The following is a 14,327-nucleotide window of genomic DNA, read 5'->3' on the forward strand; positions in this document are numbered from 1 at the left end:
GTCGGCTCAAGACCAGGATCCGTCTGGACGAAGCAGATGACCAGGAGGTTCCACCGTGCTTCGTAGTCCTGCTCCCCGCGAGCATCGCCAGGATGACGACGGGTTCTCACTCGTCGAGACCGTGGTGGCGCTCGGCCTTGCTGCGACCGTCCTGCTGGGCCTGCTCGGGGCGGGCCTGTTCTCGGTCAAGTCGGCTGTGACCGCGCGGCAGAATGCCTCGGCTGGTGACCTGCTCAACAAGGCTCTTGAGGACGCACGGAGCCTGGACTTCGCGGCGATCACCATGCGCACGACGGATCTCGGTACGGACCCGCGCATCAGCGCCGGGACCCCGAGGACGTTCAACCCGGGGACCGGCACGGCAGAAGCAGTCGACGCTCGCGACGTCGGGGCCATCTTCCCGCACATCGCGACGCAGACGACGACCAACGCCACCTACACCGTCGCGCGCTACGTGACGCTGCCGCCGGGCACCGTCTTCGACGCCAACGGGCTGCCGAGTGCGCGCCGGCTGTCGGTCATCGTCTCCTGGACCCAGAACGGCAAGCTGCGGACGCAGACCACGAGCACGATCTTTACCAAGACGCGCCGTGGTCTGCCGTTGCCCTTCTTCACCTTCGCCTACAACGGTCCCGCCACGGTCGTCGGCGGCACGGCGACGATCAGCAAGAACCCTGGCAACGACCTCAGCTACGGGCTGCTCGTCCGCAACCAGGGCGCCCGTGACGCGTGGACCATCACGTCGAGCACGTCGTCTTTGGGCTGGCGCTACTACATGGACACCGACAAGAACGGCATCTGGTCCGGGGATGCGAGCCCCTCGGGTGAACCGGAACTGTCGGCCGCCAGCACAGGACTCCTGGAGTCGGGCGCCCTGCCCTTCTACGTCGTGGCGCACCGCGTGATCGGCGCCACCGAGTCGGAAGGGACGACCACGACGATCTTCACGGCGACGTCCGAGGCGCAGCCGACCATCCCCGGCAAGAACGTCATCACCTCCCTCATCATCACCAACGGAGCCGTGGTGGTGCCGACGTCCTCGGCCTCGCCAACCCCCTCGCCGACCGCGGGTGCGACCCCGTGCACGCCCGGCAACAACGTTAACGTGGTGGACGACCTCACCGAGCCGGCGGCTACGCGCCCCAACGGCAACGCCTACTCGCTGACGGACCTCAACCTCACCAACGGCCCAGGGACGCGAGACTCAACGACCCAGGGCATCGGCACGATGAGCGCTGAGCGGGGGGCGTTGCAGAGCCAGCTCTGCAACTGGTCCACCGACCAGCAGACCAACCAGGCGGGCCGACTGCTCATCCCCGGCGGCGTGGCGCCGTTCGGCGTGGCGGAGTGGCGATACAAGGCCCGTTCCAACAACGGTGAGTCCTTCGACGGCACCGCTGTGCTGGTCCTGCACCTGCAGTGCGTCGACCCCTCGGTGACGCTGACAGCGTCTGTGTCGTCCGTGGCAAACAACGCCCCGACCCTGCAGAAGTCCGCGACGGCGACGTCGCCGTCGTCCTGCAACGCGGGCGGCTTCCGCCGGTTGGACATCCCACTGGCCTTCCCCGGTTCGTTCAATGTCGGCACCGGAGCCAACGACTACCTGTCGGTCAAGCTCACCACCTCCGGCAACGTTCGGCTCGCCCACGGCCTGTCGACCCCGACGTCGCGACTGGTGGTGGCGGTCAAGTGACTCTCCTCACGCGATTGCGCTCGGACGACTCCGGCGTCAGCCTGGCCGAGGTCCTCGTCGCCATGACGCTCGCCCTGGTCGTCGGGACGATGGTGCAGGTCGGCTTCCTCAACGCCTCTCAGCTGTTCCGCATCACCGAGGCGGAGACCGACGGCCAGACCGACGTCAAGACGACGGTCCAGCGGCTCGGGCGCGACATCCGGGCGGCCCGCAGCCTCGACGCCGGCGCGTCGCCGTCGCAGCTGGTGGTGTGGGTCGACACCAACTCCGACTACAAGAAGCAGAACTCGGAGATCGTGACGTGGAACTTGCAGGCCTCACCGTCGGTCGCGGGGCAGTTCGACGTGACGCGGACGGACGGTGCCGGCTCGCGACGGCAGTCTCGTCTCATCGTGAGCAACCTCGCGTTCTGCTATCGCGTCACGGCTGCGAGCGGTTGCCTCGCCACGCCACTGACGCAGGCTCAGGCCGAGAGCGTGCGTGTGGTCTCCAGCAACATCGTCTACGACGCCGTCGTCTCCCAGGGGACCGATCCCCGCACGGCCCAGTTCTCCGAGCGGATGAGGAACGTGATCTGATGACCGTCCTGCGGCGCCTTCAGCAGCGAGTAGCCCGAGGGCGGGGCGACGACGGCTTTTCCATGATCCTCGTGGTCTGCATCACCGCGACCGTTCTCGGCCTGGTTGCCGTGACGACAGCGTCTGCCATCCGTGCGTTGAGCTCGTCCGACGAGCACAACAGCTTCGAGGGAGCCCTGGCAGCCGCGGAAGCCGGCATCGACCGGACGCTGTCGACGATCAACCTGGCCTACAACGGCACTCCCAAGGTGCTCGACTACACGACTCCGGCGCCGTGCGCGGTCGCTCCACCCACTGCGGCACAGGTCGCCAACGCCGAGGCCGAGCGGACCTGGATCCTCGGCGAGCTCGAGGCACTGCCGTCCAGCTGCCTCCAGAACAGCGGGTCTGGCGAGTTCCTGGCCGTGCGCCCGGCTGGTCGGCAGGCGGTCTACTCGCTCGGATGGAGCCCGACCGCCACGGCTCCGCGCGCAGAGCGCCGGCTCGTCAAGGCGGAGTACCTCTTCGCTCCCTACAAGCCGACCAACGCTCTGCTCACCCAGGGCGGAGTCGACTTCAGCGGCTCCGTGGCGATCACCTCGCCGAACGCCAGTACCTCGGCCGACGTGCACTCCAACAGCGACATCCTCGGCTACAACAACAGCCTCAACGTCCAGGGGGCGATCTCCGCGTCCGGCACTCTGCCGGGTGCCTGCCCCGCTGGTGTCACGGGCGGCTGCACCTCCCTTGCGGACCTGCAGGACGTGCCGGTCGTGAGCGCGCTCGCGCTCTATCTCGACTCCGCCCGCAGCAACGTGGGCATCTGGTTCGACCTGTGCCCTGACGGTCGGGTCCGCACCCCGAGCACGACGGCCAACGCGCTTCCCTGCACGGGAGCCGATGTGGGCGGCTCCGGTTACCGCGGCTGGGAGTTCACCGCTGGCTCGGGGACGACTGCGCCGCTCTGGACCCTGCCGAGGACCGCGGGAGGGCCCTTCGAGGGCACGTACTACGTCTACGAGGGCGACGCCAAGGTGGGTGACAGCGGCAACAGCTCGACCCTGTGGCCGATCACTGTCATCGCCGAGGCCAAGCGCACCGGCGTGGTCAACGCGGCGACCTGCGACAAGCTGGGTGGCAACATCGAGTGGAAGCTGTTCAACCTCACCCCCAAGCTCCCGGGCATCCAGTTCCTCGCCGACGCCAACCTCACCGGGGACGCCAATGCCAACGCAGGGTCCGGCCTCTTCCTCGCGGGCGACAAGATCGACCTGCAGACCAGCAGCGCGGTGATCACGGGCGCCGTCGTGGCGTCCAACAGCTGTGCTGCGCAGGGATCCAACACGGTGCAGGGCATCACGCTGAACTACGACGACTCGACGGAGAGCGCCCTCAAGGACATCATCCGCACGACGCTCTGGCTGGAGTACCCGTCAGCCTGAGCCACGTGGGCTCGCGTCGCTGGTAGACAGCCGACGTGGACGTCTTCCTGGCTGCGCTCTGCGCGCTTCTCGGTCTTGCCATCGGATCGTTCCTCAACGTGGTGATCCACCGCGTGCCGAGGGGCGAGTCGGTGGTCAGCCCACCGAGCGCGTGCCCGCAGTGCGGCAACGCCATCCGGCCAAGGGACAACGTGCCGGTGCTCGGTTGGCTGCTGCTCAAGGGCAAGTGCCGCGACTGCAGCGAGCCGATCAGTGCGCGCTACCCGCTCGTGGAGGCCCTCACCGGGGTCCTGTTCGCGGTCATGGCGCTGCGGTTCGGTCTCGACTGGGTGCTGCCGGCGTTCCTCTACCTCGCGGCGGTCGGGCTGGCGCTCGCGCTCATCGACCTCGACACCAAGCGGCTGCCGGACGCGCTGACGCTGCCCAGCTACGTCGTGGGGGCGGTGCTCCTCGGCGTACCTGCCGTGCTCGACGACCGGGGCGACGACTACGTCAGGGCGCTGCTGGGTGCAGCCGTGATGTTCGGGCTCTACTTCGCGCTGTGCTTCGCCTACCCGGCCGGCATGGGCTTCGGGGACGTCAAGCTCAGCGGCGTGCTCGGGCTCTATTTGGGATTCCTGGGCTGGGGTGAGCTCGTCGTGGGGCTGTTCCTCGGGTTCTTCCTCGGCGGGGTCTTCGGGATCGCGCTCATGGCCGTCAAGAAGGGCGGTCGCAAGACGGCTGTGCCCTTCGGCCCGTTCATGCTCCTGGGCGTGCTCGTGGCGGTGCTCGTCGGCGGCGATCTGGCCCAGGCGTACAGGGACCTGATCGGCGTCTGACAGGGCGGGATTGCGCCGTACGGCGCAGCCGTGTCACCCACATCGCTCAAGCCCGGGGCCGGAGAGTCCGATGCGGAGTGGGACACCGACCAAGAGGTCGGGACCTCGCGGCCGGTAGGTCGCTGCACGAGGGGACCAGGGCAGTGGCAGGCAGACCAGTGGTGGGTCTCGACATCGGGACGTCCGGTGTGCGGGCCGCCGAGCTGAGCACGGGCAAGGGCCCGGCGACGCTCGAGCGGTTCGGGCAGGTGGCACTCCCTGCGGGAGCGGTTCGCGACGGCGAGGTGATCGACGTCGACACGGTCGCGTCGGCCATCAAGCAGCTGTGGGCGCAGGCGAAGTTCAGCACCAAGAAGGTCGTCGTGGGGGTGGCCAACCAGAAGGTGGTCGTCCGCCAGGTCGACCTCCCGTGGCTGCCGACCGCCGAGCTGAAGAAGTCGCTCGCCTTCCAGGTGCAGGACTTCATCCCGATGCCGGTGGAGCAGGCGATCCTCGACTTCCACCCGCTCGAGGAGTTCACCAACGACTCCGGCGCCCGGATGCTTCGCGTGCTGCTCGTCGCCGCGGCCCGCGACATGGTCGGCAGCGCCATCGAGGCCGTCGAGAAGGCCGGCCTGCAGCCGAGCATGGTCGACCTCAACAGCTTCGCCGTCCTGCGCAGCATGGTCGGCCCGGAGACCGGGCTCGGCAGCATGCAGGCCGAGGCCCTCGTCGACGTCGGCGCGAGCGTCACCAACATCGTGGTCCACCAGGGCGGCGTCCCGCGCTTCGTGCGCATCCTGCTCATGGGTGGTGGCGACATCACCGACGCCGTCGCCGAGCGCATGGGCGTCCCGATGGACCAGGCCGAGTCGGTCAAGCAGACCACCGGCCTCGCGACCGTCGCCGGCGCCGCCGAGGCGCACCCTGCCAACCGCGCGATCGAGCAGACCGGCAGCGCGCTGGTCGAGGAGATCCGCGGCTCGCTCGACTACTACCTCGCCCAGCCCGGCGCCGCGCGCGTCGGTCGGGTGGTTGTCTCCGGTGGCGGCTCGCGCCTCACCGGTCTGGTGGAGCGGCTCTCGGCCGCGACCCGCCTCCCGGTCGAGTCCGCTCGCCCGATGTCCCTGCTCAAGATCGGCAAGACCGGCCTGACCAACGAGCAGCTCGCCTACGTCGAGCCGATGGTCAGCGTCCCGGTCGGCCTCGCCCTCGGAGTGGCCTCATGACCGCCGTGACCCAGGAGACCCGCCTCGTCGGCACCGGTCTCGCCCTCCTCCCGCGGGTCAACCTGCTCCCGCCGGAGATCGAGGAGCGCAAGAAGCTCAAGCAGATCCAGGTCGGCCTCGGTGCAGCCGTGCTCGCCTCGGTCGGCGTCGTCGGTGTCCTGGTGATGGCCGCCAACGGCAGCCTCAACAGCGCCAACGAGGAGCTCGCCACTGCGACCACGCAGAGCACGCAGCTCAAGGCCGAGGCCGCGACCTACGCCAACGTCACCGCGGTCTACGCGCAGGCGGCCGCCGCCCAGGCGCTGCTCACGCAGGCCATGGGCGAGGAGGTCCGCTACTCCCGCTTCATGAACGACCTCAGCCTCACCGTCCCGGACAACGTCTGGGTCAAGGCCGTGGCGTTCTCCCAGGGCGCGGCCCCGGGCGCAGCCGGCACCACAGAGCCCGGCATCGGCACGGTCACCTTCAGCGGCGTGGGCTTCAGCCACGACGACGTCGCGGTCTGGCTCGAGTCGCTCGCGACCCAGAAGGGCTACACCAACCCCGACTTCACCAACTCGACCGAGACGCTGATCGGGACCCGCAAGACGGTCACCTTCACCTCCACGGTGCAGATGACCGCTGCTGCTCTCTCCGGGCGCTACACGAAGCCGCTGGGAGGCTGACATGGACAAGCTCAAGCAGTACGTCGCGCTGACCGTCGTCGGCTGCCTCGCGGTCCTCGCCGCCGGCTGGTTCCTGCTGGTCTCGCCCAAGCGGTCCGAGGCCTCCGAGGCGCAGCTCGCCGCGGACGCGCAGGTCACCGCCAACAGCGCCCTGCGCACCCAGATCGAGGTCCTCAAGGCCCAGGCCAAGAACCTCCCGAAGGAGCAGGCCAAGCTCGCGGCCGTCGCGGCCAAGATCCCGTCCAACCGCGCGATGCCGGCTCTCATCCGGGCCCTCACCACCGCCGCCGAGGACGCGGGCGTCGAGCTCGTCACCCTCGCCCCCGGCGCGACCGCCGTCGCGGCTCCCGCGGCTGCTGCCCCGGTGGCCCCGGCCGCGGGCGCAGCCCCGGCAGCCCCCGTCGCCGGTGCGGCCACCTCGGCCGCCGGTCAGCTCGGCTCGATCCCGGTGACGCTCAACGTCGTCGGCGGCTACTTCCAGGTGCAGCAGTTCCTCGCCAACCTCGAGGACCTCAAGCGGGCCATCCGCTTCACCACGGTGAACCTGGCCCCCGGCACCAACCCGGTCAAGCCCGCCGCGACCGGCACCAACGTGGATGACGGCCGCACGCTGACCGCCACCCTCACTGGTCAGGTCTTCCAGGTCGTCGGAGCGCCCGCCGCCGCGGCCGCCCCGGTCGCCCCCGTCGCAGCTCCGGCGAAGTAGGAGAGAGAGACATGTCTGAGTTCCCCTTCGCCGACCAGGCCGACTCCGTCGAGGAGTCCGGCGACGACAAGAAGAAGCTCCTGCTGGTGGGTGGTGTGGCCGCGGCCGTGCTGCTCGGTGGTGGCGCCTTCTTCCTGACCAGCGGCGGCGACGCCGAGGAGGAGGCCTTCTTCGTCCCGAAGCGCCCCGCCAAGGTCGCCCCCGCCGCCGCCCCGAAGACCCCGGCCAAGCTCCCGGTCGTCTTCGCGGCCCCCGTCGGCCGGGACCCCTTCCGGGCCCTCTACACCGCGCCGACCGGCGGCGGCGCAGCCGCGCCGGCAGGCGGTACGACGACCACCCCCGTCACCACGACGCCCACCACGGCGCCGACCACCGGTGGCAGCACGGTCGTCATCACGCCGACCACCCAGCCGACCAGCTCCACCCCGACGCAGACCGCGAGCCAGAGCACCATCCGGCTCAAGGCCTACGACATCAACACCAAGGTCGGCACCTTCGTCCTCGACGGCAAGACGACCGTCACGGGCAAGGTCAACGACGTGCTCGCCAAGAAGGTCCTCATCATCGCGATCCGCCCGGACCGCGAGCCCGGAACCTTCTTCGCCACGCTCAAGGTCGGTGACGGGGCGAACTTCGACGCCCACTTCGGGCAGACCGTCGTCATCCCGTAGAACAGGCCCTGGCACACTCACGGTGTGCTGCGCTGGTTGACCGCCGGGGAGTCCCACGGCCCTGCCCTCGTGGCAGTGCTCGAGGGGCTCCCCGCCGGCGTTCTCGTGACCACCGACGACGTCGCCGACGACCTCGCCCGGCGACGCCTGGGCCACGGCCGCGGCGCCCGGATGACGTTCGAGAAGGACGAGGTCAGCTTCCTCGGGGGAGTGCGCCACGGGGTCACCCAGGGCGGGCCGGTCGCCATCACGGTCGGCAACACCGAGTGGCCCAAGTGGGAGACCGTCATGGCTCCCGACCCCGTCGACCCCGAGGTCCTCGCCGAGCAGGCCCGCAACGCGCCGCTCACCCGCCCGCGCCCGGGTCACGCGGACCTCGTCGGCATGCAGAAGTACGGCTTCGACGACGCCCGCCCCGTCCTCGAGCGCGCCAGTGCCCGGGAGACCGCGGCCCGCGTCGCGCTCGGCAAGGTCGCCAAGCACTTCCTGCTGCAGGCGTACGGCGTACACGTCCTGTCCCACGTCGTCTCGATCGGCTCGGCCGCCGTGCCGCCGGGGACCGCGCTGCCCGGCCCCGACGACCTCGACGCGATCGACGAGAGCCCCGTGCGGGTCCACGACAAGGCGTCGGAGGCCCTGCTCGTCGCGGAGGTCGACGCGGCCCACAAGGAGGGCGACACCCTCGGCGGGATCGTCGAGGTCCTCGCCTACGGCCTGCCGCCCGGCCTCGGCAGCCACGTCCACTGGGACCGCCGCATCGACGCCAAGCTCGCCGCGGCCCTGATGGGCATCCAGGCCATCAAGGGCGTCGAGGTCGGTGACGGCTTCGACGCCGCCCGCAAGCGCGGCAGCCAGGTCATGGACGAGATCGTGCGCGGCGACGACGGGCTGACCCGCACGAGCGGCAACCTCGGCGGCACCGAGGGCGGCATGACCAGCGGCGAGGTCCTGCGGGTCCGGGCCGCGATGAAGCCGATCAGCACCGTCCCGCGGGCCCTGAAGACCATCGACACCGCGACCGGCGAGGCTGCCGCGGCCCACCACCAGCGCTCCGACGTCTGCGCGGTGCCCGCTGCCGGGGTCGTCGCCGAGGCGATGGTCGCGCTGGTGCTCGCCGACGCCTTCCTCGAGAAGTTCGGCGGTGACTCCGTCGAGGAGACCCGCCGCAACCACGAGGCCTACCTGAAGGCGCTGCAGATCCGTTGACGCCCCTCCACCGCCACCGCCACCCCGCCACCCCCGCCACCCACCCCACCCCCTCCGCTCGTGCGCCGGTGTCGGCGCTAACGACCCCCCGTAGCGCCGACCCGAGCGCACACGCGCGGGGGTGGGGGTGGTGACGGACGCGCTGACGGACGCGCTGACGGACGCCCAGACGCAGCCGCTCGTCGTGCTGGTCGGGGCACCCGGCGCGGGGAAGACGACCGTGGGACGACTCGTCGCCGAGGCGCGGGGCGTGGCTTTCCGCGACACCGACGCCGACATCGAGGCCGCTGCCGGTACGCCGATCAGCGACATCTTCTTCGACTCCGGTGAGGATCACTTCCGCGCGCTCGAGCGGGCCGCGGTCGCCACGGCCTTGGCCGAGCACGAGGGGGTCCTGGCACTCGGTGGGGGAGCGGTGCTCGCGGACGAGACCCGCGAGCTGCTTCGCGGCCATCACGTCGTCTTCCTCGCCGTCGGCCTGTCCGACGCCGCCACCCGCGTCGGTATGGCCGCCAGCCGGCCCGTCCTCACCCTCAACCCGCGCGCGGCGCTGAAGGTCCTGCTCGACGCCCGGCTCCCGCTCTACCGCGACGTCGCGACCGCGGAAGTCCCCACCGACGGCCGCTCACCCCAGGACGTCGCCGCTGACGTCCTTCAGACCCTGACGACCGAGAGCCCTGGCACGTCGTCATAGTCGGCGTCCTGCGTCACGACGTCGAGGTCATGGGCCAGCGCGGTGGCCGCGACCCAGGAGTCGTTCATCGGCATGCGGCGACCCAGCTGGCGCAACTGCTCGCGCAGCTGCGTCCACGCCTCGGCGACCTCGACGTCGACGGGTAGGGGATCGAGCGCCAAGGCGCCCTCGAGCGTCGCAAGGCGCAGGGCACGCTGGTCCGGAGGTGCGGTGAGCACTCCGAGCCGGAGCTCGGCGATGGTCACGATCGAGACGAACACCTCGCGAGGCACCAGTGCCTCTCGCACCGGGCGACCTGACTCGAGCGCCACCAGGACGGAGGTGTCGAGGAGTGCGGGCCTCAGCGCCACGGGAGGTCGTCCGTCGTCTCCGGCAGCATTTCGCGCAACTCGTCGAGCAACCCTCTGTCAGCCGGGCGGAACCGGCGGAAGAAGACGTCAGACGGCATGCTCCGTGGGCGGGTCCGCGGGTCGATGGCCGAGAGCCGAACCCGGTCCTGACCGTTCACGGTGATGATGACGTCTTCACCTGCGTCGACCTTGCGCAGCACGCCAGCAGTGTCGTTGCGGAGCTCGCGAGAGGGCACTCGAACCATCATGGCTACGACTGTAGCCGTCCTGCTACGGTACGCGCCGTGCATGCCTCCACCCGTCCGGCGCGTCCGTTAGGCAGGATGGTCAGATGCGCCCTCCCCTGATCGAGCGCGTCACCGTCGAGGGCTACCGCGCCCTGCGTGACGTGCACCTCAAGGGCGTCCAGCCGTTGACGGTCCTCGTCGGGCCCAACGGGAGCGGCAAGTCCACCTTCTTCGACGTGTTCGCCTTCCTCGGTGAGTGCTTCAGCGATGGTGTCCGTCGCGCCTGCGACAAGCGCAACGGCTTGGCCGACATGCGCAGTCGCGGCTACGACGGCCCGGTCCGACTCGAGTTCGCCTACCGCGAGGCGCCTGGCGAGCGACTTATGACCTATGTCCTCGAGCTTGCCGAACACGGCGGTCGACCGGTCATCAGCAAGGAACTGCTCCGGTGGTCGGTCGCGCCGAGTGGGGGCCGACCGACACACGTCCTCGAGTTCGCGAACGGCTCGGGCTTCGTCGTCGACGAGGCGACCGGGGAGAAGACGCCGCAGACGTTGGCCGAGCCGGACCTGCTCGCGGTCAACGCCCTCGGCCAGCTCAAGGACCACCCTCGGGTGGAGGCCCTGCGACGCTTCATCACGGGCTGGCACGTTTCCTACCTCACAGCCAGCGCTGCCCGTGGGGTGCCCGAGGCCGGCCCGCAGGAGCACCTGTCCCGCAGCGGGGAGAACCTCGCGAACGTGCTGCAGTACCTGCGGGAGCAGCACCCCGACCGGCTGCGCAGCATCCTCGCCTCCCTTTCCAGCAGCATCCCGCAGCTCGAGAGCGCCACCGACGAGCTGTCGCCGGACGGGCGACTGGTGCTGTGGCTCAAGGACGCTCCCTTCGAGCGACCCGTCCTGTCGCGCTACGCCAGTGACGGCACGCTGAAGATGCTGGCGTATCTCGTGCTCCTGCACGATCCGGACCCCGCGCCCTTCATCGGGATCGAAGAGCCGGAGAACTACCTGTACCCGACCCTCCTCGAGGGTCTGGCGACCCAGTGCAAGGTCGCGGCCGAGCGGTCCCAGGTGCTCGTGACCTCGCACAGCCACGAGTTCCTCAACGCGCTCGACCCTGGAGAGGTCGTCCTGTTCGCGCGCGACGAGAGTGGCTACACCAAGGTGCACCGACCACTCGACGTCACGGGTATCGGGTCGATGCTCGACGCCGGGGCGCATCTCGGCTGGCTCTGGCGCGAGGGCTACCTCGAGGCGCCTCGGCCGGAGCTGACCGTGCCGGACCAGACCGCGTGAGCCCCCGCACACCGTCGACGCCGAGGCAGGTGAGCGCGTCACGCGTCATCGAGGTCCTGGTCGAGGAGCGGAGTGCGGCCGCGTTCCTGGAAGGTGTGCTTCCGCGGGTGCTACCGCCGCAGACCCGCTTCAAGGTGAGGTCGTTCGAGGGCAAGCACGACCTGCTCCAGAGCCTGCCTAGTCGTTTGGCTGGCTACGCCGCGCGCCGGCGTGACGGGGAGGACGTTCGCGTCCTGCTGCTGGTCGATCGCGACAACGACGACTGCCAGGATCTGAAGCGCAGGCTCGTGAGCCACGCGATGACCGCGGGGTTGACGTCCGGCGCAGCCGAGCCGGGCGCGGTTCTCGTCGCGCGCATCGCTGTGGCCGAGTTGGAGGCGTGGTATTTCGGGGACTGGGCCGCCGCCCGACGAGCCTTCACCAAGCTGCCTGCCGCGACACCGGCGGCGTGGCGCAACCCCGAGCACGCTTCAGGCAAACCCTCCCACTATTTCCAGAGCGCCCTGCGGCGGGCCGGCTACACCGGCGAGGTCGAGAAGTCGAAGCCCACCTGGGGTCGCAAGATGGGGGTTCTTGTGGACGTCCGCGCCAACCGCTGTCCGAGCTTCGTCGCGTTCGTCGACGGTGTACGTCACCTTGCGGTCGCGCAGTGAGTGCGCGGATCACGGTTGCCGGCGATACGCCCTACGACGTCGTCGTCGGAGAGGGGCTGCTCGGCGAGCTGGCACCGCTCGTGGAGCGCAGCCAGCGGGTCGCGATCGTCCACCCGGCGGCGCTGAAGACCACCGCCGAGGCGATCCAGGAGGACCTGCAGGCGCACGGCCGGCAGGCCCACGTCGTCGAGGTCCCCGACGGCGAGCAGTCCAAGGACCTCAAGGTCGCGGCGTTCCTGTGGGACGTGCTCGGCCAGGCCGGCTTCACCCGCACCGACAGCCTCGTCGCGGTCGGCGGGGGAGCGACCACCGACCTCACCGGGTTCGTCGCCGCGACGTGGTTGCGCGGCGTACCCGTGGTGCACGTCCCCACGACCCTGCTCGGCATGGTCGACGCGGCGGTCGGGGGCAAGACGGGCGTCAACACCAGCGCGGGGAAGAACCTCGTCGGCGCGTTCCACCCGCCTACGGGGGTGCTCTGCGATCTCACCGCGCTGACGACCCTGCCCAGGCACGACTATGTCGCGGGCCTCGCCGAGGTCGTCAAGGTCGGCTTCACGCACGACCCGCGGATCCTGGAGCTCATCGAGTCAGACCTCGAGGGTGCCAAGACCCCCGAGGGCCCCCACACCGAGGAGCTCGTGACCCGCGCGATCGCCGTCAAGGCTCGGGTCGTCGGCGACGACCTCACCGAGCAGGGCGGCCGCGAGATCCTCAACTACGGCCACACCCTGGGTCACGCGATCGAGAAGCTCGAGGACTACCGCTGGCGTCACGGCGCCGCCGTCAGCGTCGGGCTCGTCTTCGCCGCGGAGCTCGGCCGCCTCGCCGGCTCGCTCGACGACGCGACCGCCGACCGCCACAAGCAGCTGCTGCAGGCCCTCGGCCTCCCGACGTCCTACACCGGTGACTTCGCGCGGCTCCGCTCCGCGATGGCGGTCGACAAGAAATCGCGCGGCGATCGATTGCGCTTCGTCGTCCTCGACGCGCTCGCCAAGGCGCGCATCCTCGACGACCCCGACCCGACACTCGTGGCGGCCGCATATGCCGAGGTCGCGCGGGCCGACGATGGGAAGGTGTTCCTGTGAGCGCCCTCCTCGTCCTCAACGGCCCCAACCTGGGCCGCCTCGGCACGCGCGAGCCGCACATCTACGGCACGACGACGTACGCCGAGCTCGCGCAGCTGTGCGTCGACGTCGCCGAGCAGGTGGGCCTCACCGCCGACGTGCGTCAGACCGACGACGAGGCCGTCATGCTCGGCTGGTTGCACGAGGCCGCGGCGGGGGAGACCCCGGTCGTCATCAACCCCGGCGCCTGGAGCCACTACTCCTACGCGCTGCGCGACGCGGTCGCGATGGTCCCGACGGTCGTGGAGGTCCACATCAGCCAGACCCACGCCCGTGAGGAGTTCCGTCACCACAGCGTCGTGAGCGCGGTCGTGAAAGCGACCATCACCGGGCTCGGTGTGGACGGCTACCGCTGCGCCATCGAGCACCTGGCCCGCAGCGCGCGATGAGGGTCACCGACGACGACGCCGCGATGCTGGAGCGGGCCGCGGCCAAGGAGGGCCGCCCGGCCTCCGACCTGCTCCACGAGGCGATCCTCGACTACACCAGCGGCTGGCGTCGCCGTCGCGACCAGCTGCTCGACGACATCCTCGAGGTCGACGCCAAGCTGTTGCGCAAGCTGGGGACCACGTGACCCTCTACCTCGAGGTCGACGACCTGCTGCACGTCGTCGAGCGCATCACCGGCCGGCACGCGACCACCCGCGACGCCGGACAGCTCGCGGCGGCCGTCGCCCGCCCGAAGGCGGTGCTGCGCGGCGTCGACGTCTACCCGAGCCTCGGCGAGAAGGCCGCCGCGCTGCTCGTGTCGCTGACGACGAGCAAGGGCTTGGCCGACGGCAACAAGCGGCTCGCCTGGGTCGCCACCCGGCTGTTCTGCGCGGCCAACGGCGCCCCGGTGCAGGTCGACGACGAGGAGGCGCTGAAGGTGCTGCGGGCCGTGGCGCTCGGTGACGTCGACGTCCCCGAGCTGGCCGAGCGGCTCGGCGGCTGGATGACCCCTGCCGTCGTCCCGGACGCCTGACGGTCGCCGCCATGCGTGCTGGCCCGTAGCCTCCCGACGACTTACGCTGACA

Annotated in this window: 18 protein-coding genes; 16 read left to right on the top strand and 2 right to left on the bottom strand. The window is 70.3% G+C overall.

Annotation, left to right across the window (positions count from 1 at the left end; translation table 11 throughout):
* Nucleotides 1–55: 55 nt before the first annotated feature.
* The 10 genes from Q8R60_05045 to Q8R60_05090 all read left to right on the top strand — a co-directional run bounded on the left by Q8R60_05045 (nt 56) and on the right by Q8R60_05090 (nt 9,660).
* Nucleotides 56–1,693 (top strand): hypothetical protein, encoded by a 1,638-nt coding sequence (locus tag Q8R60_05045; protein ID MDP3711835.1) that lies wholly within the window; start codon nt 56–58, stop codon nt 1,691–1,693.
* Nucleotides 1,690–2,271, top strand: a complete 582-nt coding sequence (locus Q8R60_05050; GenBank protein ID MDP3711836.1) for a hypothetical protein — start codon at nt 1,690–1,692, stop codon at nt 2,269–2,271. The genes Q8R60_05045 and Q8R60_05050 overlap by 4 nt, the downstream gene beginning before the upstream one ends.
* Nucleotides 2,271–3,692 (top strand): hypothetical protein, encoded by a 1,422-nt coding sequence (locus tag Q8R60_05055; GenBank protein MDP3711837.1) that lies wholly within the window; start codon nt 2,271–2,273, stop codon nt 3,690–3,692. Before Q8R60_05050 ends, Q8R60_05055 begins: the two co-directional genes overlap by 1 nt.
* 35 nt (nt 3,693–3,727) lie before the next feature.
* The gene (locus Q8R60_05060; GenBank protein ID MDP3711838.1) at nt 3,728–4,510 is read left to right on the top strand and encodes a prepilin peptidase; all 783 of its coding nucleotides are present in this window, start codon (nt 3,728–3,730) and stop codon (nt 4,508–4,510) included.
* 161 nt (nt 4,511–4,671) lie between these two features.
* Complete coding sequence (gene pilM, locus Q8R60_05065; protein ID MDP3711839.1) at nt 4,672–5,718, top strand: type IV pilus assembly protein PilM; 1,047 nt, start codon at nt 4,672–4,674, stop codon at nt 5,716–5,718.
* Nucleotides 5,715–6,383, top strand: a complete 669-nt coding sequence (locus tag Q8R60_05070; GenBank protein MDP3711840.1) for a PilN domain-containing protein — start codon at nt 5,715–5,717, stop codon at nt 6,381–6,383. The genes pilM and Q8R60_05070 overlap by 4 nt, the downstream gene beginning before the upstream one ends.
* A 1-nt stretch (nt 6,384) precedes the next feature.
* Nucleotides 6,385–7,089, top strand: coding sequence for a type 4a pilus biogenesis protein PilO (gene pilO, locus Q8R60_05075; GenBank protein MDP3711841.1), 705 nt, complete (start codon nt 6,385–6,387; stop codon nt 7,087–7,089).
* A gap of 11 nt (nt 7,090–7,100) precedes the next feature.
* A complete protein-coding gene (locus Q8R60_05080) occupies nt 7,101–7,760 on the top strand; it encodes a hypothetical protein (GenBank protein MDP3711842.1) in 660 nt (219 codons plus the stop codon).
* Nucleotides 7,761–7,784: 24 nt separating this feature from the next.
* Nucleotides 7,785–8,966, top strand: coding sequence for a chorismate synthase (aroC, locus tag Q8R60_05085; GenBank protein ID MDP3711843.1), 1,182 nt, complete (start codon nt 7,785–7,787; stop codon nt 8,964–8,966).
* 130 nt (nt 8,967–9,096) lie between these two features.
* On the top strand, nt 9,097–9,660 hold the full coding sequence (locus Q8R60_05090) for a shikimate kinase (protein MDP3711844.1): 564 nt from the start codon (nt 9,097–9,099) through the stop codon (nt 9,658–9,660).
* Here the strand turns inward: Q8R60_05090 and Q8R60_05095 are convergent.
* Both Q8R60_05095 and Q8R60_05100 read right to left on the bottom strand, forming a co-directional pair.
* On the bottom strand, nt 9,621–10,010 hold the full coding sequence (locus Q8R60_05095) for a type II toxin-antitoxin system VapC family toxin (protein ID MDP3711845.1): 390 nt from the start codon (nt 10,008–10,010) through the stop codon (nt 9,621–9,623). The two genes, Q8R60_05090 and Q8R60_05095, sit on opposite strands and share 40 nt — an antisense overlap.
* The gene (locus Q8R60_05100) at nt 10,001–10,255 is read right to left on the bottom strand and encodes a type II toxin-antitoxin system prevent-host-death family antitoxin (GenBank protein ID MDP3711846.1); all 255 of its coding nucleotides are present in this window, start codon (nt 10,253–10,255) and stop codon (nt 10,001–10,003) included. Before Q8R60_05100 ends, Q8R60_05095 begins: the two co-directional genes overlap by 10 nt.
* Before the next feature lie 86 nt (nt 10,256–10,341).
* Between Q8R60_05100 and Q8R60_05105 the strand changes: the two genes are divergently transcribed.
* From Q8R60_05105 to Q8R60_05130, 6 genes are read left to right on the top strand one after another with little or no spacing between them, the layout of a single operon-like run.
* A complete protein-coding gene (locus Q8R60_05105) occupies nt 10,342–11,532 on the top strand; it encodes an AAA family ATPase (GenBank protein ID MDP3711847.1) in 1,191 nt (396 codons plus the stop codon).
* Nucleotides 11,533–11,561: 29 nt separating this feature from the next.
* A complete protein-coding gene (locus Q8R60_05110; GenBank protein ID MDP3711848.1) occupies nt 11,562–12,185 on the top strand; it encodes a DUF4276 family protein in 624 nt (207 codons plus the stop codon).
* On the top strand, nt 12,182–13,273 hold the full coding sequence (gene aroB / locus Q8R60_05115; protein MDP3711849.1) for a 3-dehydroquinate synthase: 1,092 nt from the start codon (nt 12,182–12,184) through the stop codon (nt 13,271–13,273). The genes Q8R60_05110 and aroB overlap by 4 nt, the downstream gene beginning before the upstream one ends.
* Nucleotides 13,270–13,701 (top strand): type II 3-dehydroquinate dehydratase, encoded by a 432-nt coding sequence (locus Q8R60_05120; GenBank protein ID MDP3711850.1) that lies wholly within the window; start codon nt 13,270–13,272, stop codon nt 13,699–13,701. The genes aroB and Q8R60_05120 overlap by 4 nt, the downstream gene beginning before the upstream one ends.
* Nucleotides 13,698–13,886, top strand: a complete 189-nt coding sequence (locus Q8R60_05125; GenBank protein MDP3711851.1) for a hypothetical protein — start codon at nt 13,698–13,700, stop codon at nt 13,884–13,886. The genes Q8R60_05120 and Q8R60_05125 overlap by 4 nt, the downstream gene beginning before the upstream one ends.
* On the top strand, nt 13,883–14,275 hold the full coding sequence (locus tag Q8R60_05130) for a Fic family protein (GenBank protein ID MDP3711852.1): 393 nt from the start codon (nt 13,883–13,885) through the stop codon (nt 14,273–14,275). The genes Q8R60_05125 and Q8R60_05130 overlap by 4 nt, the downstream gene beginning before the upstream one ends.
* Nucleotides 14,276–14,327 lie beyond the last annotated feature (52 nt).

It is taken from the genome of Mycobacteriales bacterium, assembly GCA_030697205.1.
Lineage (GTDB): Bacteria > Actinomycetota > Actinomycetes > Mycobacteriales > SCTD01 > JAUYQP01.

Excerpts from the sequence above, each read along its gene's own strand:
- Q8R60_05055 (MDP3711837.1), top strand. The coding sequence starts at position 2,271 with ATGACCGTCCTGCGGCGCCTTCAGCAGCGAGTAGCCCGAGGGCGGGGC.
- Q8R60_05070 (MDP3711840.1), top strand. The coding sequence starts at position 5,715 with ATGACCGCCGTGACCCAGGAGACCCGCCTCGTCGGCACCGGTCTCGCC.
- pilO (MDP3711841.1), top strand. The coding sequence starts at position 6,385 with ATGGACAAGCTCAAGCAGTACGTCGCGCTGACCGTCGTCGGCTGCCTC.
- Q8R60_05080 (MDP3711842.1), top strand. The coding sequence starts at position 7,101 with ATGTCTGAGTTCCCCTTCGCCGACCAGGCCGACTCCGTCGAGGAGTCC.
- Q8R60_05100 (MDP3711846.1), bottom strand. The coding sequence starts at position 10,255 with ATGGTTCGAGTGCCCTCTCGCGAGCTCCGCAACGACACTGCTGGCGTG.
- Q8R60_05105 (MDP3711847.1), top strand. The coding sequence starts at position 10,342 with ATGCGCCCTCCCCTGATCGAGCGCGTCACCGTCGAGGGCTACCGCGCC.
- Q8R60_05125 (MDP3711851.1), top strand. The coding sequence starts at position 13,698 with ATGAGGGTCACCGACGACGACGCCGCGATGCTGGAGCGGGCCGCGGCC.